This is a genomic window from Lutibaculum baratangense AMV1, assembly GCF_000496075.1.
Taxonomy (GTDB): domain Bacteria; phylum Pseudomonadota; class Alphaproteobacteria; order Rhizobiales; family Tepidamorphaceae; genus Lutibaculum; species Lutibaculum baratangense.
This window is the reverse complement of record NZ_AWXZ01000007.1, coordinates 76713-99973: the sequence shown is the minus strand read 5'-3', so window position 1 is coordinate 99973 and position 23261 is coordinate 76713. Positions and strand designations below refer to the sequence as shown.

The 23261-nt window shown below is 68.6% G+C and carries 22 protein-coding genes; 7 read left to right on the top strand and 15 right to left on the bottom strand.

Annotated features, from left to right (window positions below):
- Window positions 1-414 precede the first annotated feature (414 nt).
- The 12 genes from N177_RS01155 to rpsF form a co-directional block, all read right to left on the bottom strand.
- Window positions 415-3366, bottom strand: coding sequence for an FAD-binding and (Fe-S)-binding domain-containing protein (locus tag N177_RS01155; protein ID WP_040484920.1), 2952 nt, complete (start codon window positions 3364-3366; stop codon window positions 415-417).
- Window positions 3367-3373: 7 nt separating this feature from the next.
- Window positions 3374-4657 carry a TRAP transporter large permease gene (locus N177_RS01150; RefSeq protein WP_023430383.1) on the bottom strand — a complete coding sequence of 428 codons (1284 nt, stop codon included), beginning with the start codon at window positions 4655-4657 and terminating at the stop codon, window positions 3374-3376.
- Window positions 4654-5145, bottom strand: a complete 492-nt coding sequence (locus N177_RS01145; RefSeq protein ID WP_023430382.1) for a TRAP transporter small permease — start codon at window positions 5143-5145, stop codon at window positions 4654-4656. The genes N177_RS01150 and N177_RS01145 overlap by 4 nt, the downstream gene beginning before the upstream one ends.
- 115 nt (window positions 5146-5260) lie before the next feature.
- Window positions 5261-6256, bottom strand: a complete 996-nt coding sequence (locus N177_RS01140; protein ID WP_023430381.1) for a TRAP transporter substrate-binding protein — start codon at window positions 6254-6256, stop codon at window positions 5261-5263.
- Window positions 6257-6285: 29 nt separating this feature from the next.
- Window positions 6286-7989 (bottom strand): amidohydrolase family protein, encoded by a 1704-nt coding sequence (locus N177_RS01135; RefSeq protein ID WP_081718307.1) that lies wholly within the window; start codon window positions 7987-7989, stop codon window positions 6286-6288.
- 29 nt (window positions 7990-8018) lie between these two features.
- A complete protein-coding gene (gene xth, locus N177_RS01130) occupies window positions 8019-8795 on the bottom strand; it encodes an exodeoxyribonuclease III (protein ID WP_023430379.1) in 777 nt (258 codons plus the stop codon).
- Between the two features lie 139 nt (window positions 8796-8934).
- The gene (oxlT, locus tag N177_RS01125; RefSeq protein ID WP_152527806.1) at window positions 8935-10263 is read right to left on the bottom strand and encodes an oxalate/formate MFS antiporter; all 1329 of its coding nucleotides are present in this window, start codon (window positions 10261-10263) and stop codon (window positions 8935-8937) included.
- A gap of 403 nt (window positions 10264-10666) precedes the next feature.
- A complete protein-coding gene (locus tag N177_RS01120; protein ID WP_023430377.1) occupies window positions 10667-11092 on the bottom strand; it encodes a hypothetical protein in 426 nt (141 codons plus the stop codon).
- A gap of 414 nt (window positions 11093-11506) precedes the next feature.
- Window positions 11507-12157 carry a hypothetical protein gene (locus N177_RS01115; RefSeq protein WP_023430376.1) on the bottom strand — a complete coding sequence of 217 codons (651 nt, stop codon included), beginning with the start codon at window positions 12155-12157 and terminating at the stop codon, window positions 11507-11509.
- A gap of 280 nt (window positions 12158-12437) precedes the next feature.
- On the bottom strand, window positions 12438-13010 hold the full coding sequence (rplI, locus tag N177_RS01110; RefSeq protein WP_023430375.1) for a 50S ribosomal protein L9: 573 nt from the start codon (window positions 13008-13010) through the stop codon (window positions 12438-12440).
- 10 nt (window positions 13011-13020) lie between these two features.
- A complete protein-coding gene (rpsR, locus tag N177_RS01105; protein WP_023430374.1) occupies window positions 13021-13275 on the bottom strand; it encodes a 30S ribosomal protein S18 in 255 nt (84 codons plus the stop codon).
- Window positions 13275-13754: a 30S ribosomal protein S6 gene (gene rpsF / locus N177_RS01100; RefSeq protein WP_023430373.1), complete on the bottom strand. Its 480-nt coding sequence runs from the start codon at window positions 13752-13754 to the stop codon at window positions 13275-13277. The genes rpsR and rpsF overlap by 1 nt, the downstream gene beginning before the upstream one ends.
- A 305-nt stretch (window positions 13755-14059) precedes the next feature.
- Between rpsF and fabD the strand changes: the two genes are divergently transcribed.
- The 7 genes from fabD (at window position 14060) to gmk (ending at window position 20373) form a co-directional block, all read left to right on the top strand.
- Entirely contained in the window at window positions 14060-15001 is a 942-nt protein-coding gene (gene fabD, locus N177_RS01095) for an ACP S-malonyltransferase (RefSeq protein ID WP_023430372.1), read from the top strand.
- Window positions 15002-15014: 13 nt separating this feature from the next.
- Window positions 15015-15752, top strand: a complete 738-nt coding sequence (gene fabG, locus N177_RS01090) for a 3-oxoacyl-[acyl-carrier-protein] reductase (RefSeq protein WP_023430371.1) — start codon at window positions 15015-15017, stop codon at window positions 15750-15752.
- Window positions 15753-15970: 218 nt separating this feature from the next.
- A complete protein-coding gene (locus tag N177_RS01085) occupies window positions 15971-16207 on the top strand; it encodes an acyl carrier protein (protein WP_023430370.1) in 237 nt (78 codons plus the stop codon).
- A 51-nt stretch (window positions 16208-16258) separates the two neighbouring features.
- Complete coding sequence (gene fabF / locus N177_RS01080; RefSeq protein ID WP_040484919.1) at window positions 16259-17521, top strand: beta-ketoacyl-ACP synthase II; 1263 nt, start codon at window positions 16259-16261, stop codon at window positions 17519-17521.
- A gap of 99 nt (window positions 17522-17620) precedes the next feature.
- Window positions 17621-18742 (top strand): endolytic transglycosylase MltG, encoded by a 1122-nt coding sequence (mltG, locus tag N177_RS01075; protein WP_081718306.1) that lies wholly within the window; start codon window positions 17621-17623, stop codon window positions 18740-18742.
- Window positions 18743-18836: 94 nt separating this feature from the next.
- Complete coding sequence (locus N177_RS01070) at window positions 18837-19721, top strand: YicC/YloC family endoribonuclease (protein ID WP_023430367.1); 885 nt, start codon at window positions 18837-18839, stop codon at window positions 19719-19721.
- Window positions 19714-20373, top strand: coding sequence for a guanylate kinase (gene gmk, locus N177_RS01065; protein WP_023430366.1), 660 nt, complete (start codon window positions 19714-19716; stop codon window positions 20371-20373). The genes N177_RS01070 and gmk overlap by 8 nt, the downstream gene beginning before the upstream one ends.
- Here gmk and rsmA read toward each other — a convergent pair.
- From rsmA to N177_RS01050, 3 genes are read right to left on the bottom strand one after another with little or no spacing between them, the layout of a single operon-like run.
- Window positions 20357-21214: a 16S rRNA (adenine(1518)-N(6)/adenine(1519)-N(6))-dimethyltransferase RsmA gene (gene rsmA / locus N177_RS01060; protein ID WP_023430365.1), complete on the bottom strand. Its 858-nt coding sequence runs from the start codon at window positions 21212-21214 to the stop codon at window positions 20357-20359. The genes gmk and rsmA overlap by 17 nt on opposite strands.
- A gap of 4 nt (window positions 21215-21218) precedes the next feature.
- Window positions 21219-22235 (bottom strand): 4-hydroxythreonine-4-phosphate dehydrogenase PdxA, encoded by a 1017-nt coding sequence (gene pdxA / locus N177_RS01055; protein ID WP_023430364.1) that lies wholly within the window; start codon window positions 22233-22235, stop codon window positions 21219-21221.
- 10 nt (window positions 22236-22245) lie between these two features.
- Window positions 22246-23193, bottom strand: coding sequence for a SurA N-terminal domain-containing protein (locus N177_RS01050; protein ID WP_023430363.1), 948 nt, complete (start codon window positions 23191-23193; stop codon window positions 22246-22248).
- Window positions 23194-23261: the final 68 nt, after the last annotated feature.

Genomic DNA, 23261 nt, shown 5'->3' with positions numbered 1-23261 from the left:
AAGAGAACCGCCAGCATCGCGGGGTTCGGCAGACAGGGCGGTCTATATCGGCACCATGGGCAGCCTGTCCAGTCGATGCTCGCTTCCCGAGAGCCGCGGGGACGGAGTCCGAGGGCATGAGCAGGCGCCGGCCGCCGAACCTCGTTCCGACACATGCTTCAACGCCGAACTCCGCCGGGAGGCGGCAGAGGATCTTGTCGGAGCGGTCAGTCGGCCACCGTGTCGGCAAGGTAGAAGTGGACGACCCGGTGGCCGGCGAAATCGCCGACGCTCGCATCGAGGCCATAGATGTCCCGGATGTTCGCCTGCGTGACGATCTCCGCGAGGCGGGCCCTGACCTTCTACTGGCGGGATCGCGAGGTGGCCGCGGCTCCCCAGGGGCAGGGTCGCCGGGATGCCGGGTCGTGCCTCCCGTCAGCCGAGGGGCTGGAGCTCCGCCAGCGCCTCGAGCGGATGGCGGAGGCGACGGCCGCCGAAGCGGTGTGCCTGGGACCGGCACGAATACCCCGTCGCCAGTGGCTCGCCTTCGCCCCCATCGACCGCCGCCGCCCACGACATCTCATAGAGCCTTCGGGACATCTCGCGGTGTTCGGCCTCATGGCCGAAGAGACCTGCCATGCCGCAGCATCCGGTGCGCACCGGCGAGAGATCCTGCCCGAAGGCTGCGAAGATCCCCTGCCACCGCCGCGCGCCGGCCGGGTCGGCCGTCTTCTCCGAGCAGTGGGCGAGGAGGTGGTAGCGCCGCCTCGCGGATGACGGAGACGCGACGGCGCCGGACGCGACGGCGTCGGCGAGGAAGCGGTCGACCGAGACGATCTCGTAACCGGGCTTCGTCCCCCCGTGGGCGCGGACGTACTCGCTCCCGTGCAGGAGCGTCACGACGGGCTCCACGCCGACGAGCGGCATGCCTCGGGACGCCAGGGCCTCGCACTCCTTCACGCGGCGGTCGCGGACGTGCCGGAAGTCGTCCAGATACCCACGAACCTGCAACCCCTTGCCGTTCGGGCGCAGCGGCGCGACGTGGACCTCGTGGCCGAGCGCCACGAGCACGTCGAGGGCGGCGAGGAGAACGGCGGTGTCGAACGTGCCGAGGAAGCTGTCGGGCACCAGCACGACCTGCGGCTTCTCCGTCCGCGCATGCGGCGCTTCACCCGGGCGCAGCATGCGCAAGCCGCGATGGCGCAGCCCCGCCTCGAGCGTCGTCTCCGCGAAGCTCGGCAGGTCGACCATCCCGAAGGTGCGCCGCGCGACGGCGGCGCTCGCCCGGTTGCCGAGCGCGAGGTTCGCCAGGCGCGGCAGGCGACGCAGGGCGAGCGTCACCGGCTCCATCCGCCGCACGAGGCGGTCGCGCGTCGGGCGCGGGTGGTTCCGGTAGTGCCGCTCCAGGAAGGCCGACTTCATCATCGGGATGTCGACCTTGATGGGGCACTGGCTCGTGCAGGCCTTGCAGGAGAGGCAGGTCTCCAGCGAGGCATGAAGCGCCTCTTCGACGCGGGCCAGCGCGGCCGGATCCTCGCCGGTCGACGACAGGCGCGCCCACTCGCGCATCAGGGCGGCGCGCCCCTTCGGCGACTGCACCCGGTCGCGCGTCGCCTTGTAGGAGGGGCACATCGCGTCGAGGGCGTCCCAGTTGTGGCAGGCCGCGTTGCCGTTGCAGGCGACCGCCTTCGCGAACTCGGCGAGATAGGCGTCGGAGATCTCCTCGTCGGCCGCCCCGCGGAACGGCACCTCGTCGATGCGGCTGATCGGAGCGTCGTTTCCCTCCGGCACGGCGAGCTTGCCGGGGTTCATGACGTTCAGCGGGTCGAACGCCTTCTTGATGCGCCGGAGGACGGCGTAGAGCTCGTCGCCGAAGAAGAAGGGGGAGTACTCCGCCCGGAAGCCGCGCCCGTGCTCGCCCCAGAGCAGGCCGCCATTCTCCTTCGCGAGCGCCGCCACGGCGTCGGAGACGCGGCGCACGAGCGCGCGGTCGTGCGCCGTCGTCATGTCGATCGTCGGGCGCACGTGGAGGCAGCCGACATCGGCATGGCCGAACATGCCGTAGTCCAGGCCGTGCCCGTCGAGGATCGCGCGGAAGCCCTCGACGAAGGCCGGGAGCCGCTCGGGCGGCACGGCGCAGTCCTCGACGAAGGGGCTTGCGCGCCGCTGTCCCTCGAGCGCGCCGAGAAGACCGACCGCCTGCTTCCGCATGTCCCAGATGCCGGCGATCGCCGCCGGCGCGGTGGCGACCTTGCTTGCGATCTCCTTCTTCGGCCCACGGTCGAGAATGGCGGTCAGCCCGGCGACCTTCTCCTCGACCTCGGCCTCGTCGTCTCCGGTGAACTCGACGAAGAGCAGGGCCTTCGCGTCGATGTCGCCGAGCGTGTCCTTGAGCTGCGACCAGATCGGCGCGTCGGCGGCGATGCGCAGGATCTTGTCGTCCACGATCTCGACCGCCAGCGGATCCGCCTCGACCATGCGCGGCACGTCCGCGAGCGCAACGCGGAAATCGTCATAGGCGACGATGACGACGGCGCGCAGCCTCGGCTTGCGGCGCACCTTCAGCGTCAGCGACGTCGTCCAGGCGAGCGTGCCCTCGGAGCCGGCGAGGAGCTTCGCGAGCCGGAGGCCGCCGTCGGGTGTGACCGCGTCGCGCAGATTGTAGCCGGTGAGGCCGCGGTTCATGCGCGGGAAGACCCGCTCGATCAGCTCGCGGCGCGGAGCGATCTCGTCGATGACGGCGCGGTGGATCTCGCCGATCCGGTCGCCGCGGGCGCACACCTCCCGCGCCTCCCCGGGCGACAGGTCGGTGACGCGGAACGTCTCGCCGCCGGCGAGCACGATGTCCATGCCGACGATGTAGTCGGAGGTCTTGCCGTAGTGCCGCGAGCCCTGGCCCGAGGCATCCGTCGCCACCATGCCGCCGACCGTCGCGCGCGAGGCGGTCGAGACGGCGGGCGGGAAGAAACAGCCATGCGGCGCGAGGAAGGCGTTCAGCTGGTCGAGAACCACCCCCGGCTCGACGGTCACGGTCCCTGCGTCGGCATCGAAGCTGCCTATCCGGTTCATGTGCCGGGAGGTGTCGAGGATGACGCTCTCGGTGAGCGACTGGCCGTTCGTGCCGGTGCCGCCGCCGCGGGCGGAGACGGCCACGCGATGGCGCGCGGCGAGCTCCGCCACGAGGCGGATGTCCTCGGCGGTGCGGGGAAAGAGCACCGCCCCGGGCCGGAGCTGGTAGAGGCTGTTGTCCGTCGAGTGGACGATGCGCGTGCCGATATCGGCCGCGACCTCGCCGGTCCATGCCGTCGAGCCGAGGTCGTCGAGAAGGGCTTCGATGCGCCCGGGCCCGTCGGCCACCGGTTCCCTGCTCTCCGGTTCCTGTCTCATGGCCCGCCTACCGAACGAGCGACGGCAGGGCGAGCGTCACCCACGGCACGTAGGCGACGAGGGCCAGCACGACCATCATCACGAGCAGCATCGGCACGAGGGCTTTCGACACCTGTTCGATCGAGAGGTTCGAGATCGCGGCACCGACGAAGAGCGAGTAGCCGAAGGGCGGTGTCGCCATGCCCATGGCGAGGTTGATGACGACGAGCGCCCCGAGATGCGTGGGGTCGAGGCCGATCTGGGCGCCGATCGAGGTGAGGATGCCGCCGAGGATGATCATCGCGGCGATGTTGTCCATGACGGCGCCGATGAAGAGGAGAAACAGGTTCAGGAGAAGCAGGATGACGAACGGGTTCTGCGACACCGACAGGATCGCCTCTGCGATCGTGCCCGGCAACTGCTCGATCGCGACGAGCCAGCCGAAGGCCGACGCGACGGCGATGATGAAGCAGACGATCGTCGAGGTCCGCATCGACTGCAGGACGATCTTGCCGAGGTCGCGCAGCTTGAGCTCCCGGTGGATGAGGAAGCCCACGACGAAGGCGTATGCGACGCCGAAGGCGGCCGCCTCGGTGGGGGTGAAGACGCCGCCATAGATGCCGCCGAGGATGACGACCGGTGCGGCGAGCGACCACTTCCCGTCGTTCAAGGCGGCCCGAAGCTCCGGCCAGGTCGCTCGCCGCGTCTCCGTCATGATGCCTTCGCGGCGTGCGGTGAAGTAGCAGACGGTCATCAGGCCCACGGCGACGAGGATGCCGGGAATGATGCCGGCGAGGAAGAGCTGGCTGATCGATTCCTCCGCGACGACGCCCCAGATGATCATCGGGATCGACGGCGGGATCATCTGCCCGATCGGCCCGGAGGCCGTCGCGAGGGCCGCGGAAAAGTCGCGCCGCCAGCCGCGCTGCTCCATCTCGGGGACCATGATGCCGCCGATCGCGGCCGTGGTGGCGGGGGCGGAGCCGGAGATCGCGGCGAAGAAGGTCGCCGACATCACGGTCACCATGCCGAGCCCCCCGGTGACGTGCTGAACGAGTGCCTGGCACACCTTCACCAGGCGCCGCGACAGGCCGCCATGCATCATCAGGTCGCCGGCGAGCACGAAGCCCGGGATCGCGAGGAGCGAGAAGACCTGCGTGCCCGCGATGATCCGCTGCGCGAGCACGACGAAGGGGAAGTCGGCGACGTAGAGACCGGCGATCGAGGCGAGCCCGAGCGCGAAGACGATCGGCACGCCGGTGAGGAGGCCGCCGAGAAAGACGAGGAGGATCACCCAGGCAGCTTCGCTCATGACGGGACGTCCTCCTTGAGGTCGAGCGGGACGAGCAGGCGGGTCAGCGCGTGCAGCGCGCCCAGGACGCCGCAGACCGGGGCGGCCAGATGCAACCATTCGATGGGGACGCGCATCGCGGCCGAGACCTGGCCCATCGTCGCGTCGACATAGGTCGCGCCCGTCCAGGCGAAGACGACGCAGAAGACGAGGACGAGGGCCGCGACGACACGGGCCCAGGCGAGGCGCAGCGGCAGCGGCAGGAGCGCGACGATGAAGCCCAGCCGGACGTGCGCGGCGTCGCGTATGGCGGTGGTGGCCGCGAGGAGTATCGTCCAGGTGAAGAGCATGATCGCGAGCTCCTCTGTCCACGAATACGCCGAGCCGAGGACGTATCGGGAGAACACCTGGAGGATGAGGCTCAGGATCATGACCCCGGCCGTGGCGATGACCACCCAGCCGGTGACCCTGGCGACGGCGCTCGAGAGCCGGTCTAGCAGCATGAGCATGGCGTTTGCGCCCCGAGGCAGAGGAGAGATGCCCTCCGGGCGTCTGGCCCGGAGGGAAGCGAGGTCGGAGACCGTTGGGGTGGTACCGGCCCGGACGACAGGTCCGGGCGGGCTGTCACTCGACCTGCGCGAGCGCCTTGTCGAAGAGGTCCTCTCCGATCGACGCTTTGAAGGAGTCGTAGACGGGGCGGACCTTCTCGCGGAAGGCGGCCGCGTCGCCGATGTCGTTGACCTGCATGCCGGAAGCCTCCAGCTGGGCGATCAGCTCAGCGGAGTTCGCCGCGTTCATCTCGCGCTGGGTGGCGATGGCGCGGTCGGCGGCCTCCTGCACGGCCTGCTGCTCGTCCTCGCTCAGCCGGTCCCAGAACCGCTTGGAGACGAGGAGGCCGAGCGCCGAGTAGGTGTGTTTCGTCAGCGAGAGGTACTTCACGACGTCCGCGTACTTGTTCGACGCGATGACGGCGAGGGGGATCTCCAGTCCGTCGATCGTGCCCTGCTGCGCCGCCGTGAAGGTCTCGCCCCAGGCCATCGGCACGGCGTTGCCGCCGAGCGACTGGAACATCTCGATGAAGACCGGGTTCTGCATGACCCGGAACTTGATGCCCGAGACGTCGCCCGGCTCGGCCACGGGCTTTGAGTTGTTGATCATGTGCCGGAAGCCGCCTTCGGCGAAGCCGAGCCCGACGATGCCTTTCGCCTCCAGGCGCTGCATGAGCTCCTGGCCGACCTCTCCGTCCAGAACCTCATGCGCCTGCGCCTCGTCGGCGTAGAGGAACGGCATGTCGTTGACCTGGAAGCCCGGCTCGATGTTGGCGATGGGAGCGTTGGTGATGACGGCAGCGTCCATCGTGCCGAAGTTCAGCGCCTCGAGCATCTGCTTCTCGTCGCCGAGCTCGTTGTTCGGGAAGTACTTCACGTCGAACTTGCCGGGCAGCGCCTCCTCGAGCTCGGCGGCGAACTGGCGGGCGGCGATCGCGTAGGGGTCCTTCTCGCCGTCCGACGTCGTCCAGCCGATGCGCAGGGTCTGGGCCGCCTCGGCGGTGCCGAAGCTGAGGGTGATGGCCATGGCGGCCGCCGCGGCGACCAGGCTTCGTCTCGTCATGTCGAACATGCTGGGTAACCTCCCGTCCTTGTTGTTGCTCAGTCGTCGAAGCCGTAGAGCCGGGCCGGGTTGTCGGCCAGGATACGGTTCCTGATCGCCTCGTCCGGGGCCCAATCGGACAGCATGTCGAGAAGATCGCCGTCATTGGGCATGGGGACGTTGACGTAGGGGTGCGGCCAGTCGGTGGCCCAGAGCACCCGCTCCGGGTTCGCCGCGATGATGGCCTTGGCGTAGGGCGCGACGTCGGAGTAGGGCGGCACGAACTCCGTCGTGATCCGGTAGGCGCCTGATAGCTTCGCCCAGGACCGCCCGTCCTTCAGGAGCGACAGCATTTCCTGGAACCCCGGATGGTCCGTGCCGATCGAGGTCGGCATGTGGCCCATGTGGTCGAACACGGTGTCGACCGGCAGCTCGCCCATCGTGTCGCGCAAGTCGGCGAACTCCGACACGTCGATCAGCATCTGGAGGTGCCAGCCGAACGGCGCGATGCGCTCGGCCAGGCGACGGACGTCCGACACCTCGATGCCGCTCTTGAAGAGGAGATTGATGCGAACGCCGCGCACGCCCGCCTCGTGCATCTCCTCAAGCTCCCTCTCCGACACGTTCTCGTCGACGACGACGACGCCCCGGAAGTTGCGCCCGCCCGCCCTGACGGCGTCGATCGTGGCGCGGTTGTCGGTGCCGTAGACGCTCGGCTGCACGATGACGGCGCGCTCGATCCCGAGCGTCGCGAGCATCGAGCGGTACTGCTCGAGCGGCGCGTCCGGCGGCGTATAGGTGCGGTGCGGCGTGTAGGGGTACTTCTCGGCCGGCCCGAAGACGTGGGCGTGGCAATCGGAGGATCTCTCGGGAGCACGGAACTTCGGCGCGCGCGGGTTCGGATCCGCGGCCGCGCAGGCCGGTATCGTGTTGTCCCCTATCAAGGTCATCCTGCTTTCTTCCCATCCTTGCAGTCCGCGCAAGCCGAGCCGGTCGGCCGAGCGCAGGAGGTGATTCCAGACCGCCCGCCGCGCCTTGTCCGGATCGCCGATGCGGACGGCTTCGAGGATCTGCGCGTATTCGGAGATGAGTTGCGGTGCGGCGCCTCGGTCGGCCGGCACGTGACGCTGCTCGGCCTCGAGGCTGTCGGCGATTCGCAGGCCGACGAACTGGATGAAGTCGCGGAAGAGCGGGTTGTTGGAGCCCTCGGCGAGCAGGCGGTGGAAATCCTGCTGCTCGGAGATCGCCCGGTCTCCGGCGCCGAGGCGCCGGGCCAGGCGCCCGAAAGCCCCCTCCAGTTCGGCCAGCTGGGTCCTGGTGCGACGGCGTGCGGCCATGGCGGCGCCGGCGACCTCCATCTCCATGCGCAGCTCCAGGATCTGCCGGAGATCCTCGATCGAGCGGAAGCGGTCGACCTCGATGCGGAAGGCACTGCTGGCGGGGTTCGCGGTGACGAAGGCACCGACGCCCTGGCGCGATTCCACAAGGCCCTCCTGCCGGAGCTTCGCGATCGCCTCCCGGATCGCACTGCGCCCGACGGAGAACTCGCCGCAGAGCGCGGCCTCCGTCGGCAGGCGATCTCCCGGCTTCAGCGCGCCGGAAGCGATGCGCTCCGTGATCTGCTTCGCGATCTCGTCGGACAGGCGCTTCGGACGCTCCAGTGACCTGAACGTCGCAGCGCCGGCATCCGAAGGCCCGGCACCCACCAGCGAATCCTCCCCGATCAGCTCACCCGTTTTCTTGCCGGAGCTGTTAGCAGGCATTCAGATGTCTGACAACTAGGTGCGACCGTTCAGTGGCCGGCCAGTTCGATCCAGACTGGAGCGTGATCGCTCGCGTCCTCCCGGCCGCGCACCTCCCGGTCGACGCCGGCCGCTCTGAGCCGGGGCGCGATCGAGCGGCTGACGAGCAGGTGGTCGAGACGCAGGCCGGCATTCCGCTGCCAGCGCTGCCGCATGTAGTGCCAGAACGTGTAGACCCGCGTCTCGGGCTGAAGCGTCCGCAGGGCATCTGTCCATCCCTGCTCGAGGAGACGGCGATAGGCTTCGCGGGGCGCCGGTTGAACGAGCGCGTCATTGTCCCAGGAGGGGGTTTCGTAGATGTCGAGCGGCGTCGGGGCGACGTTGTAGTCGCCGGCGAGCACGACCGGGACGCCGGTGGCCTCGAGCTCGGCGGCGTGGGCGATCAGGCGCTCGAACCAGGCGAGCTTGTAATCGAATTTCGGTCCCGGCTGCGGGTTGCCGTTCGGCAGGTAGATGGAGGCGATCAGAACGCCGTTGACGGCGGCCTCGATGTACCGGCTCTGGCGGTCGGAGGGGTCGCCCGGAAGCGCGCGGCGGGTGGGGACCGGCTCCGCGCCGCGGGCGAGGATCGCGACGCCGTTCCACGTCTTCTGGCCACGCCAGACCGCCCCGTATCCCGCCTCGCGAATCGCTTCGGCGGGGAAGGCGGCATCCGTGCATTTCAGCTCCTGCAGGCAGACGACGTCCGGCTCGCTCTCCTCGAGCCAGTGGAGGAGGTTCGCGAGGCGACGGTTGACGTTGTTGATGTTGAAGGTCGCGATCCTCATGGCAGGCGGAACCGGCGGCGGAGCGGTTGGTTCCGGATGCCCGCGACGCCACAAAACGCGAAAGGGCGAGCGGATCTCGCTCGCCCCTCCGCGGGCCCGCATCCTCGGATGCGGAACACGCTTCGTCTTACCGGCCGCTTCAGACCTGGATGCGCACGACCACGGGCGCGGGTTGCGCCTCGTCGATGACGAGCAGGCCGGCCTTCGCATGGTGGCGCCTGATCAGCGGGCGCAGCAGGACGATCGCCAGGACCGCCGCGCCGAGATCCATGGCGGCCATCGCGTAGAGCACGGTCGCCCAGGTGCCGGTCGCCTCCATCAGCAGGTTGCCGAGCGGCACGAGGAGCGCGGCGACGCCCTTCGCGCAGTAGAGCAGGCCGTAGATCTTGCCGACGTGCTTCGTGCCGAACGTGTCGCCGGTCGTCGCGCTGAACAGCGAGTAGACCTCGCCCCAGGCCAGGAAGACGACGCCGCTCAGGAGCACGAAGGCCCACGGGTTGTGGCCGAAATGGGCAAGCGCCAGGATGCCGAGGCCTTCGAGCGTGAAGGCGATGAACATCGTGCGCTCACGTCCGATATTGTCGGAGATCCAGCCGAAGAAGGGCCTGGAGAAGCCGTTCATCAGCCGGTCGAGCATCAGGGCGAAGGGCAGGGCGGCCATGGTGAAGAAGTAGAAGTTGAGGTCGTGCTCCTTCACGCCGAGATCCTGCGCCATGACGCCGAGCTGCGCCGTCGCCATCAGGCCGCCGGTCACCGTCATGGTGAAGAGCAGGAGCATCACCCAGAAGACGGGGGTCCGGAGCGCCTCGCCGACGGTGTAGTCGCGGCGGCTCTGCACGACGTTCGCCGAGAACTTCGGGACGACGCCTGCGGGCGGCGCCATCAGGAACAGGGCGGCCAGCATGATCACCGCGCCCTCGATGAGGCCGAAGGTGAAGAAGGCGGACTGGTAGCCCGACGTCTCGATCATCGCGGCGATCGGCATGATCGTTAGGATCGTGCCGGAGCCGTAGCCGCCGGCCGTCAGGCCGACCGCGAGGCCGCGCCGGTCCGGGAACCACTTCAGCGCGTTGTTGATGCAGGTCGCGTAGACGCAGCCCACGCCGATGCCGCCGAGGACGGCGCCGAAGTAGAACCCCGTCAGCGTGGTCGCGTAGGAGTTGACGATCCAGGCGAGGCCGGTGAAGGCGCCGCCGATGAAGACCATCGCACGCGGGCCGTAGCGGTCGATGAAGTAGCCCTCGATCGGCGTCAGCCAGGTCTGCGTGATGACGAAGATCGTGAAGGCGGTCTGGATCGCCGCGCGCGTCCAGCCGTAGGTCTCCTGGATCTCGGGCACGAAGAGCGTCCAGGAGTACTGGATGTTCGCGGCGGCGACCATGCAGGCCACGCCCACCACCAGCTGGACCCACCTGTTCGCCGGCGGGTCGTGAGGGCGGCCGGCGGCCGCCATGTCATTCGTAGGCATGTCGTGAATTTCCCGTTTCCCAATACGGCGGCGCCTCGGCTAGCTGGAGGCAGCACGCACGTCTCCCGGCCGCGCTTCTCCGTGCAGCCATGCACCTTCGGTTTTCAGAATGTCTGGAATGCTGGGCCCTGCTCGCGTGACCCTGCCGCGAACAGGTGATCAGGCCTCGGGCAGGTTGCAGCGCAACGACGCGTACAAGCCCCGCAGGAGGATAATTCGCGAGTTCCCGCCTGCCGGACGGCCCCTCGCGGCTGACTTCGCCGGTTTTCCCAAGCGAGCTTCTGCAGCAGCAGCTACTACTATCGCGGACGCGAAGAAGGCGGAAGACGGAATTTGCAGAGCGAGCCAGTATTCGTCATTGCGAGGCACAATCCGCTGATGCGTTGCAACAGTGGTCGGCAGATCAGTCCGACTCGCCTAGCCCCGCCGTCTTCGCAGGTGCGAGATCAGGCTCCGTCCGGGGCAGCGCCCAGCCCTCGCGCAGCAACCGCTCGCCCAGCGTCTCGCCGCCGAGACTGCACTCCACGAGAGCTGCGTCCTCCTTGCCTCCGACCTGACGGCAGGCGAGCCGCTTCTCCGCGACGAGGTTCCAGAGGCCGACCCGCGCCCGGGCGCCGCACGCGATGCGCCGACCGTCCGATTCGGTGCAGACGTCGCGCAGGCCGCGAGGGGTGACGCCCGCGACCAGGTAGGTGACGTCGCCGATGACGAAGGTGCCGCTGTCTGGGATGCGCACGCCGCGGGGCACGTCGAGGACGAGGGGGAAGGGATCCGTCCGGACCTCGGCCTCCAGCCGCTCCATCTCCTGCGCCTCGCGGTCGACCCGCACGGGCTCCGTCGTCCACGGGAACGGAGTGTGCCGCGACCGTTCCGGAGAGGCCTCCCGCCCCGCTTCTCCGGCAGCAACGCCCGAGACGACACCCCCTGCCGGTTCCTCGGCGTCCACAGGCATCACGGCGGCCGCACCCAGCATTAGGCCGAGCCCCACAACCCCGACAAGCACAGCGACGCCCGCCCCGCGCCGCGCAGGGCTATCCGCCGAGGTCGTTTGCCGGGCTGACCTGGCCATGTTCAACCTTCACCCGCCACTTGCGCCGTCCACGTCGCCTGAGGCCATCCCATTGTGGTGACAGGTCGCCGCGATGTCACCGGCATGACCGCCTCCTGAGAATGAACGCATGACCCGCCGAAAGGATCGAATCCGCGTCCGGCGCGAGGGCCCGAGGAGGATCCGCTGGCGGGCCTATCGCACCTCGCGGATCGTCCAGCCGCCGTTCCACGCACCTCGGGCCTCCACCGCCGCCCGAGAGGCCGTGCCTGCGTAGAGGGAAATTCCCATGGGATCCGGCTTCGCGAACCCGGCCTCGACCTGCGCACGGGCGAGATCGCCCGAGGCACCGAAGCACTGGTATCGCGTCTCGTCCCGCCAGTAGAACACGGGCTGGCAAATGGCGGGACCATTCCCGAGAGAGTTTGCGAGCTCCGCCCGGGCCTGCAGCCCGCAGGAGAACAAGAGCCCCTCCCGATCCTGGCAGATGGCGCCCCAGACGAGGCCGTCAACGAAGGCGAGCCTGACGGCTTGCGGGCCGTCGCCCGCGTCCACGCTGACGGCATCCCGAGCCACGTAGGGCGGCTGGAGCCGAAGGGCCGGAACGAAACGGCTGCGTATCGGTGACGGCTCGAACAGAAGCTCCAGAGAAGAGGCATCGTTCGGCGAGGTCGAACTCGCCGGAGCGGTCCCGTCGCCGCGCGGCAGGAGAGCTGCCGCCAGGACGGCTGCGAGGATCAGGAGAAGCGCGGCCACGCCCGCCAGGAGGAGGCGGTGCTTGCGGAGGCGGGAGGCCGGTGCGTCGGTGGCGTCGTCCGCGCCGCTGAGAATGCGCGCGAGGCGCAACTCCTCCTCTGAGACGTCTTGGGAATCGCCGGAGCCGTGGCCGGAGGGGCCTCGCTGAGTGTGCCTCGACGTGGTGGGGGGACGCTGCATCTACCGGTGCGTCAGTGGAGATCGATCGCGCGATCCCGGGAGCCTAGCACGAGGCGCTCTCTCCCCGCACGCGCGGGGCTGTGGAACGGAGGGCGTGCCGAGAGAAAGAAGGAGCCCCGCCGTTTCCGGCGGAGCTCGTGTCGTGAACCGAAGGGGAAGGGCCGGGAAGGCCGCTCCATGCGAGCCGGCCTCAGGCCTGCTCGTCGGCCTCCTCGCCGCCTTCCTCTTCCTCGAACTCTTCGCCCTCGCCGGCCTCGAGAACGTAGTCGTTCTCGACCTGCGTCAGGTCCTCGCCACGCGCCTGGCGTTCCGCCTCGTCCGCGGTCCGCGCGACGTTGATCGTCACCGTGGCCGTCACCTCCGGGTGAAGCTGGATCGTGAGCGGGAAGAGGCCGAGCTCCTTGATCGGGGAGTTCAGGTTGACCTGGCTACGGCCGACTGAGAAGCCCGCCTCGGTGAGAGCCATGGCGATGTCGCGGGTGGCGACGGAGCCGTAGAGCTGCCCGCGCTCGCCCGCCGAGCGGATCATGACGACCGTCTGGCCCTCGAGCTTCTCCGCCACGGCCTCGGCCTCCTGGCGGGCCTGAAGGTTGCGGGCCTCGAGCTGGCTGCGCTGCGACTCGAAGCGCTTGCGGTTCGCCTCGTTGGAGCGAAGCGCCTTGCCGCGCGGCAACAGGAAGTTGCGCGCGAAGCCGTCCTTGACGCGCACCTCGTCGCCCATCTGGCCGAGGCGAGGAATGCGCTCCAGAAGAATCACCTGCATCTTGATGTCCTCACTTCAGCACGTAGGGCAGAAGGCCGAGGAAGCGGGCGCGCTTGATGGCGCGCGCGAGCTCGCGCTGCTTCTTCGCCGACACGGCCGTGATGCGGCTCGGCACGATCTTGCCGCGCTCGGAGACGTAACGCTGCAGGAGCTTCACGTCCTTGTAGTCGATCTTCGGAGCATCCGCGCCGGAGAACGGGCAGGTCTTGCGGCGACGGTAGAAGGGCCGACGGACCGGCAGCTGGGAAATGTTGGGAAGAGACATTATTCGGAATCCCTGTCTTCACGGCGCGGACGGCTCTCACGGTCGCCGCGGAAGCCGCCACCGTCACGGTCTCCACGACCACCTCGATCACCACGGTCGCCGCGATCACCACGATCGCCGCGTCCGCCGCCCGGGCCACCGCGCCGGTCGTCGCGGTCGCGCTTCTGCAGCATCGCCGACTGGCCTTCCTCGTGCTCGTCGACGCGGATGGTCATGAAGCGGAGGATGTCGTCCGAGAGGCCCATCTGGCGCTCCATCTCGGCGACCGCCTCGTGCGGGGCCGTGATGTTGATGAGCGAATAGTGCGCCTTGCGGTTCTTCTTGATGCGGTAGGCGAGCGGGCGAACGCCCCAGTACTCGACCTTTCCGATGGAGCCGCCATTCTCTTCGATGACGGACTTGAACTGGTCGGTCAGGGCTTCGACCTGCTGGCCGGAGATGTCCTGACGTGCCAGAAACACGTGCTCGTACAAGGGCATGAATGCCTTTCCTTTCTGCTCATGCGGTCTGCCGCGGCGCAAAGCCTCGTCGGACGCCCCGGAAAGGCATGCGAGAAGGTTCGAGAGCGGAAACACGGGAAGCCGGACCCTTGAGGGTCCATGCCGCCGAGTGGGCGGCCTTCCGTTCAGCTTCCGGCCACGGCGGACCGAACTCCGGCTGATATACGGAAATCGGTGATCAAGGCAAGAGGCCGAAGGCCCCCGCTTGACAAGGGCGGGCGTGGCATGCGTCACACGGCTCCGCCAATTCCAGGTCGCGTCGTCAGTCACTCGGGAGTGCACTCATGTCCAGAGCCTTCGTCTTCCCCGGACAGGGCAGCCAGTCCGTCGGCATGGGCAAGGCCATCGCGGAAGCCTACGCGGGCGCGCGCGCCGTGTTCGAAGAGGTCGACGACGCGTTGGGCGAGGCGCTTTCGGAGGTGATCTGGAACGGGCCGGACGACCGCCTGACCCTGACGCAGAACGCGCAGCCCGCGCTCATGGCGGTCAGCCTGGCGACGCTCCGCGCGCTCGAGGAAGAGGGCGTCCGGCTCGAGGAGGCGGCCGCGTTCGTCGCGGGACACTCGCTCGGAGAATACTCGGCCCTGGCCGCCGCAGGCTCGCTGAGCGTCGCCGACACGGCGCGTCTTCTCCGAACCCGCGGCCTGGCGATGCAGCAAGCCGTTCCCGTCGGGGAGGGGGCGATGGCCGCCCTCCTGGGGGTCGACATGCCGACCACACTCGCGATCGCCGAAGACGCGGCGCAGGGTGACGTCCTGAACGCCGCGAACGACAACGCTCCCGGGCAGGTGGTCGTGAGCGGCACGAAGGCTGCGGTCGAGCGCGCCATGGAGCTCGCGAAGGAGCGGGGCGCCATGAAGGCCGTGTCCCTGCCCGTCAGCGCGCCGTTCCACTCGAGCCTCATGCAGCCGGCGGCGGACGTCATGGCGGAGGCGCTGTCGAAGGTGGATATCCGCGCACCCGTCGTGCCGCTGGTTGCGAATGTCTCAGCCACCGCCGTAACCGACCCCGAGGAGATTCGCCGGCTGCTCGTCGAACAGGTCACGGGCACCGTGCGTTGGCGCGAGAGCGTGATCTACATGGCGGGCCAGGGCGTGACCGAGCTCGTCGAGATCGGCTCCGGCAAGGTCCTGTCCGGTCTCGCGAAGCGCATCGACCGCTCCGTGAAGGGCGTTTCTCTCAACGCGCCGGACGACCTCAAGTCGTTCGCGGCCTCCTTGAAGTGACGGAGACAAGGGCATGTTTGATCTGAGCGGCAGGAAAGCTCTCGTCACGGGCGCATCCGGGGGAATCGGGGGCGCCATCGCCCGTGCCATGCATGGCGCCGGCGCAACCGTCGGTCTTTCGGGCACGAGGGCGGAGGCTCTGGAGACGCTGGCAGGGGAACTGGGGGAGCGGGCCCACGTTCTGACCTGCAATCTCGGCGATCCCGCGGCCGTCGACGCTCTGGTGCCTAGAGCCGAGGAAGCGTTGGGCGGCCTCGACATTCTCGTCAACAACGCGGGCATCACGCGCGACAACATCTTCATCCGGATGAAGGACGAGGAGTGGCAGACGGTCCTCGACGTGAACCTGAGCGCTGCGTTCCGCCTCTCGCGCGCGGCCGTCAAGAACATGATGCGACGGCGCTATGGCCGCATCATCGGCATCACCTCGATCGTCGGCGTGACCGGCAATCCGGGCCAGGCGAACTATGCCGCGGCCAAGGCGGGCATGATCGGCATGTCGAAGTCGATCGCGCAGGAGGTCGCGACGCGCGGCATCACCGTGAACTGCATCGCGCCGGGTTTCATCGAGACGGCGATGACGGACGAGCTGAACGAGAAGCAGCGCGAGTCGATACTCGGGCACGTTCCGGCGGGGCGTCTGGGCACGTCCGAGGAGATTGCGGCCGCCGCCCTCTACCTCGCCAGCGAGGAGGCCGGCTACGTGACCGGCCAGACCCTGCATGTGAACGGCGGAATGGCAATGATTTGAGATACTTGGGGAACCCGGTGCAGAGGTAGCCGAAGGGCTCGCAGCTTCTGGCCAAGGCCTGAAAAGTGTGTTACTAGCCGCCGAACTCCAGGCAAGACTGGTACTTTCTTTGGTGCGGCGGACACGGCAAGCTTGGTCGGGGACGATTCTCCCGCCGCGGTTCCAAGAGCTTCACGGCAACACGACTGGATGACAAGGCTTCGTTCGAGGAAGACAGAATGAGTGATATCGCCGAACGCGTGAAAAAGATCGTTGTGGAGCACCTCGGCGTGGAGCCGGAAAAGGTGACCGAGAACGCGAGCTTCATCGACGATCTGGGCGCGGACAGCCTGGACACGGTCGAGCTCGTGATGGCCTTCGAGGAGGAGTTCGGCGTCGAGATTCCCGATGACGCCGCGGAGACCATCCTCACCGTCGGCGATGCGGTCCGCTTCCTCGAGAAGAACACCGAGTAAGCTCCGGATTCCATCCCCACTGGTCACAAGAAGAGTTGCGCTGACTTCGGTATGCGAAGAGTAGTCATAACGGGAATGGGTCTGGTGACGCCGCTCGGATGCGGCGTGGAAGCGACCTGGCGCAACCTTCTCGACGGGAAGAACGGTGCGCGGAAGATCGAGGACTTCGACGTCTCCGATATTCCGTGCAAGATCGCGGCGCGGGTTCCCCGCGGGGACGGCAGCGACGGCACCTACAATCCCGACCAGTGGATGGAGCCGAAGGAGCAGCGCAAGGTCGACGAGTTCATCGTCTATGCGATGGCCGCGGCCGAGCAGGCTCTCGACGATGCCGACTGGCATCCGACGAGCTATGAAGACCAGGCGGCTTCCGGCGTCCTGGTCGGGAGCGGCATCGGCGGGCTCTACGGCATCGAGCAGGCGGCCATCATCCTGAAGGAGAAGGGCGCGCGTCGCGTCAGCCCCTTCTTCATTCCCGGGCGGCTGATCAACCTCGCCTCCGGCTACATCTCGATTCGGCACGGGCTGAAGGGCCCGAACCACGCTGTCGTCACCGCGTGCTCCACGGGCGCGCACGCGATCGGCGACGCATCGCGCCTGATCGCGCTCGGCGACGCCGACGTGATGGTTGCCGGCGGTGCGGAGGCCAGTGTCTGCCGGATCGCCATGGCGGGCTTCTCCGCCTGCCGGGCGCTCTCCACCGGGTTCAACGACGAGCCGGAGCGGGCGTCGCGTCCCTACGATCGCGACCGGGACGGCTTCGTCATGGGCGAAGGTGCGGGAATCGTCGTGCTCGAGGAGTACGAGCACGCGAAGGCCCGCGGGGCGAAGATCTACGCCGAAATCATCGGCTACGGCCTCTCCGGCGACGCCTACCATATCACTGCCCCCTCCGAGGATGGCGACGGCGCCTATCGCTGCATGAAGGCGGCGATGACCCGAGCCGGCATCGATCCTTCCGACATCGACTACGTGAACGCCCACGGCACCTCGACGCCACTCGGCGACGAGATCGAGCTGGGCGCCCTGACGCGGCTGTTCGGGAATGCTGTCGGCAAGCTCAGCATGTCCTCGACGAAGTCGGCGATCGGGCATCTTCTCGGCGCGGCGGGAGCCGTCGAGGCCGTGTTCTGCGCCCTGGCGATCCGCGACAACGTGGCGCCGCCGACGCTGAACCTCGACAATCCCTCCGTCACGACAGAGATCGATCTCGTGCCTCACAAGGCCCGCGAGCGTGAGATCAACGTCGCGCTCAGCAATTCCTTCGGGTTCGGCGGAACGAACGCGTCCCTCGTGATGCGGCGGGTCGACTGAGGCGCGCCCTCTCGTGGCCCGGCCGTCCGGCCCGGGTCGCCATATCGCCGCAATCGCGCGTGACGGTCCGCGCATCGATGTGCTTCCGAGAGGTATCCGGTGACGGATAGGCAACCCGAATCCTCGTCTCGTCCCGCTCCGCGCAGTCCGCGCGAGGCCATTCAGCCCGAGCCGGCGCCCCCTCCACCCGGTGCGTCGCGCCGGGCACGTCATCCGGTCGTCGTCGCGCTGAGCGGCGTGTTCACCTTTCTCCTGCTGCTCATCATCGCCGGCGGCGCAGTCCTCTATATCGGCGTGCTTCAGTTCGAGGGGGACGGTCCGCTCGAGCAGGCGCGCACGGTGATGGTGCCGCGCGGCCAGGGCACGCGGGACATCGCGCAGCTCCTCGAGCGCGAGGGCGTGATCGACCAGTCATGGGTGTTTCTCGGCGGCGTCGCGCTCTCGCAGGCGCGGGGGGACCTGAAGGCGGGGGAGTATCTGTTCCCCGAGCGCGCGAGCATGCGCGAGGTGATGGATATCCTGGTCGAGGGGAAGGCGATCCTGCACACGGTGACGATCCCCGAAGGCTATACGAGCGCACAGATCGTCCGGAGGCTCCAGGAAGACGAAACGCTCGTGGGGCAGATCGAGGAGATTCCCGCCGAGGGCACGCTGCTGCCCGAGACGTACAAGTTCAACCGCGGCACGACCCGCAAGCAGATGCTGGACCGCATGGCGCGCGCGCATGACCGCGTCGTGGCCGAGATGTGGGACCGGCGCGACGAGGACCTGCCGATCGAGACGCCGGAGCAGATGATCATTCTGGCCTCGATCGTCGAGAAGGAGACGGGCAGGGCGGACGAACGACCGCGCGTCGCCGCCGTCTTCCACAACCGGCTGCGCCAGCGCATGCGACTGCAGTCGGATCCGACGATCCTCTACGGCCTGTTCGGCGGCAACGCCTTCGACGAGCCGCGGACCATCACCCGCAGCCAGCTCGATGCGCCCAACCCTTACAGCACCTACCAGATCAACGGCCTCCCCCCCACGCCCATCGGCAATCCCGGCCGTGCGGCTCTCGAGGCCGTGATCAACCCGGCCGAGACGAACGAACTGTACTTCGTCGCCGACGGGACGGGCGGCCACGCCTTCGCCAAGACGCTCGACGAGCACAACCAGAACGTCGCGAAGTGGCGGGCGATCGAGCGCGAGCGGGCGGAGGGAGCTTCGAACGGCGGGTGAAGCCAGGCTTGCCGCACCTGTGACGGCACGATAGTGTCCGCCCGCGTCGCCCTGTGCGGCGCTCAATCCCTCTTTCTCAGGACACGGAAAACGCATGGGCCTTGCGAGCATGACCGGCTTTTCCGGAGCCGAGGGCGCCGCCGGAACCCATCGTTGGCGCTGGGAGCTGCGGTCGGTCAACAGCCGCGGCCTCGACGTGCGTCTGCGCCTCGGGCAGGGCTGGGACCGGCTGGAGCCGGCGGTGCGACAGCGCCTTCAGCAGCGTGTGGCGCGCGGCTCTGTCAGCGCGAGCCTCACATTCGAGAAGCAGGCCGGAGGCGGTGGCCTGACGGTGAACGAGGCGGCGCTCGAAACCGTGCTTCAAGCGGCCGTGAGCCTTTCGGCCCGCGCCAACCTGCCGGCGCCGACGCCCGAGGGGCTGCTCTCGCTGCGCGGCGTCCTCGAGAGCGAGGACCAGCGGGTGGACGAGGTCGACGAGGAACTCGAGGCGGCGGTGCTGCGATCCTTCGACGAGGCGCTCGAGGGACTGATCGCGGCGCGGCTGAGCGAGGGGGCACGGCTGCGGGAGATCGTGGAGGGCCAGCTCTCGCGGATCGCCGAGCTCGCCGGCGCGGCCGAGAAGGCGCCGGCGCGGCAGGCCGACGCCATCCGCGCACGTCTGGCAGGGCAGGTCGAGGCGCTGCTCGAAGCGACACCGTCTCTCGATCCCCAGCGCCTTCATCAGGAGGCGGTTCTGCTGGCCACGAAGGCCGACATGCGCGAGGAGCTCGATCGGCTGGCCGCCCACGTGGCGGCGGGGCGTGAACTGCTCGCCGAGGGCGGTGCGGTCGGGCGCCGGCTCGACTTCCTGGCGCAGGAGTTCGGGCGGGAGGCCAACACGCTCTGCTCGAAATCGAACGACGTCGGCCTGACCGCGATCGGCCTGGAGCTGAAGGCGGTGGTGGATCAGCTTCGCGAGCAGGTGCACAACATTGCCTGAGCCCACGCCTGGAGATTCGCCGCGCCGGGGGCTGATCCTCGTCCTGTCCTCGCCGTCGGGCGCCGGCAAGACGAGCATCGCCCGGGCCCTGCTCGCCCAGGAGGCGGAGAGCGGCCATCGCATCGACCTGTCGATCTCCGTCACCACGCGCTCGCGCAGGCCGAGCGAGGTCGACGGCATCCACTACCATTTCCGTTCGGTCCGGCAGTTCGAGACGATGCGCGACCGCGGCGAGCTCCTGGAGTGGGCGGAGGTGCACGGGAACTGGTACGGCACGCCTCTCGAACCGGTGGAGGCCGCGCTGCGGGCCGGGGAAGACGTGCTCTTCGACATCGACTGGCAGGGGACCCGGCAGGTCGCGCAGGCGATGCCGGAGGATGTCGTCACCGTCTTCATCCTGCCGCCCTCGCTGGCGGAGCTGAGGTCTCGTCTCGAGCGCCGGGCGGAGGACAGCCCGGAGGTGATCGCGCGGCGGCTGGAGAACGCGCGCGAGGAGATCGGTCACTGGCGGGAATACGGCTATCTCGTCATCAACCGCGACCTCGAGGTGAGCGTCGAGGCGGTGCGCTCGATCCTGCACGCCGAACGCCATCGCCAGGAGCGGCAGAAGCCGGCGCAGATCCTCGCGGACGAGCTTATTTCGGGCCTCTGAGCGCCTGATAGGCGCGGGTCAGCCGCAGGAATCCCGAGACGTCCACCTCCTCGGCCCTTGCGGTCGGCGGAATGCCCGCCGTCTCGAGGATCCGTTCCGCGTCCGGCGTGGCCGATTTCAGGCTCGATCTCAGCATCTTGCGACGCTGCCCGAAGGCCGCCGCCGTGACGGCGGCGAGGGCAGTGGGCTCCACCCCCGCCGGCATCTCCCCCGGCCGTATCTGCACGACCGACGAGGTGATCTTCGGCGGCGGCGTGAACGCCCGGCGGTCGACGTCGAACAGGATGCCCGGTCGCGAGCGCCACTGAGCGAGCACCGAAAGTCGGCCGTAGTCCTTGCTGCCGGGCGAGGCGACGAGACGCAGCGCCACCTCCTTCTGGAACATCAGCGTCAGCGAATCCCACCAGGACGGCCAGCGCTCGCTCGACAGCCAGTTCACGAGCAGGAGCGTGCCGACATTGTAGGGCAGGTTCGCGACGATCCTGGCCGGTCCGGGGCCCAGCCTCTCCTCGACCTGCAGCCTCGTCGCATCGCCCTCGATCACCTCCAGGCGGCCGGGGAACGCCTGCGCCAGCTCGGCGAGCGCGGCGACGCATCTCGGGTCCTTTTCGACCGCGATCACCCGGCTAGCGCCCTCGATGAGGAGCGCGCGCGTGAGGCCGCCGGGGCCCGGACCGACCTCGACCACGGTCGCCCCTTCGAGAGGCCCCGCCGCCCGGGCGATCCGGCGCGTCAGGTTCTGGTCGAGCAGGAAGTTCTGGCCGAGCGACTTCCTGGCCTGCAGGTCATGCTGGCGGATGACGTCGCGCAGGGGCGGCAGTGTCGGAAGGTCGCCGGCCATGGCGTCAGCGGGTCAGCCGGTCCGCGAGCCGCAGCGCCTCGATCAGGCTCGTGGGGCTGGCGGTGCCCTTGCCCGCGAGGGAGAGCGCGGTGCCGTGATCGGGCGACGTGCGCACGAAGGGCAGGCCCAGCGTGACGTTCACGCCTCGATCGAAGGCTAGGGTCTTGACCGGTATGAGCCCCTGGTCGTGGTACATGGTGAGCACCGCATCGTACTCCGCCCGCGCCGCCGGGTGGAACAGCGTGTCGCCCGGATGGGGTCCGGTCGCCCTGATCCCCATGCCACGCAACTCCTCGATCGCAGGCAGTATGATCTCGATCTCCTCGCGCCCGATGGCGCCGCCTTCCCCCGCATGGGGGTTGAGACCGGCGACGGCCAGGCGGGGATCGGCGATGCCGAAACGGGCCTCGAGGTCACGCGCCACGATCACGGCGGTCTCGACGATCAGCGCCTTCGTGAGGAGCTCGGGCACCGCCCGCAGCGGCACGTGGATCGTCACCGGAACCGCCCGCAGCTCGTCGCAGGCGAGCATCATGACCGGCCGCACGGGCGCGGCCACGCCCTCGAACCGGCTCGACAGATCGCCCAGGAACTCCGTGTGTCCGGGGAAACCGAAGCCCGCCGCGTAGAGATTGTCCTTCTGGATCGGTGGCGTGACGACACCCGGCGCCTCTCCCAGGCGCACGAGCTCGACAGCGTCGGTGATCGAGGCGATCACCCCGCCCGCGTCCGCGGGGGAGGGCTTTCCAGCGATGCCCGAGACGATGCTCTCGCGCGCGGGAAGGACCGGCAAGGCCTCCTGAAAAACGGCGCCCGCGGTTGAGGGCCGGGATATCTCCCGGAGCGGAACCGCGAGCCCTGCCTCGGCGAGACGCCGCTCCAAGAACGCTACGTCGCCCACGCAGAAGAAGGAGGGCAGGCGCGCCTCGGCGCGGGCCTGCCATGCCATCCCGATGAGCTCGGGACCTATTCCGGCGGGCTCGCCCTGCGTGACGGCGAGGGCCTGCGGTCCGCCGTTCATCCTCAGGAAATCACCGGTACTCGATGACGGCGAACTGCTTGAGGTCGATCATCAGCCGCCGGGACAGGCGCTGCCCTTCCTCGTTCAACAGCTCGGAGCGGATCTCCTGCTGAGCGGCTTCGGTGCTCTGCTCCTCCTCGCGCGTGCACACGCCGAGCACGCGCACGCCGTTGTCGATCTCTTCCGGACGCGTCGCCCCGCCGACCGACACTTCGGCCAGCTTCTGGCGCATCTCGGGGGGAAGCTCGGCCGAGCCCCGGCGCACCTTGTCCTGGACGACCGTGTCCCGGTAGTTCTTCGCGAGCTCCATGGCGCTGTCGCAGCCCTGGAATTGCTGGGCGAAGCGGCTCGCCTCCGTCATGCGCTGGCGGACATAGGCAGCCGAGCTGCCCTGCGGCACCACGAAGACCACGGGCTGGAGCGTGTAGCGGTAGACCGTGGTGGTGTTCTCCGCCTCGCCACGCCGCGTCAGCTCGGCACGAATGTCGGCGTCGCGGATGTTCACCTGCCGCCGCATCTGGCCCTGGACCACGTCGCGCCAGGCGAGGTTCACGCGCAGGCGATCCTTCATCGTGTCCGGATTGATGCCGTTCTGCTGCAGCGCCTGGTTCAGCTGGGAGGGGGTCAACTGGACCCGCGACGCGATGCCGGCATACGCCTGTTCCACCTCGCTCTCGTTCGCCGAGATGCCCACGCGGCGGGCGGCCTGCTGCTTCAGGCGCTCCTCGACAAGCTCGTCCAGGGCCTGCTGCTTTCCAGCGGGCCCGCCGGTGAGCCTGTTCAGCCGCATCCTCTGCTGAACCTCGTATTCCGTCACGGGGTCATCGTTGACGAGAGCCGCGATGGAGGTCGCCCACGCGCTCCCGCTTCCCCCGTTCATCGCGGCGGGCAACATCGGCGCGAGCGTTACGGCGAGGAGGGCACTGGCCGCGAGAATGGTCCGTGTGAAGATCTTCATGTCGTGGCCGCAGTCCTTAAACGCTGAAGGTCAATGCATTGGGCGCCGAAGGCGACGATATGATGGCA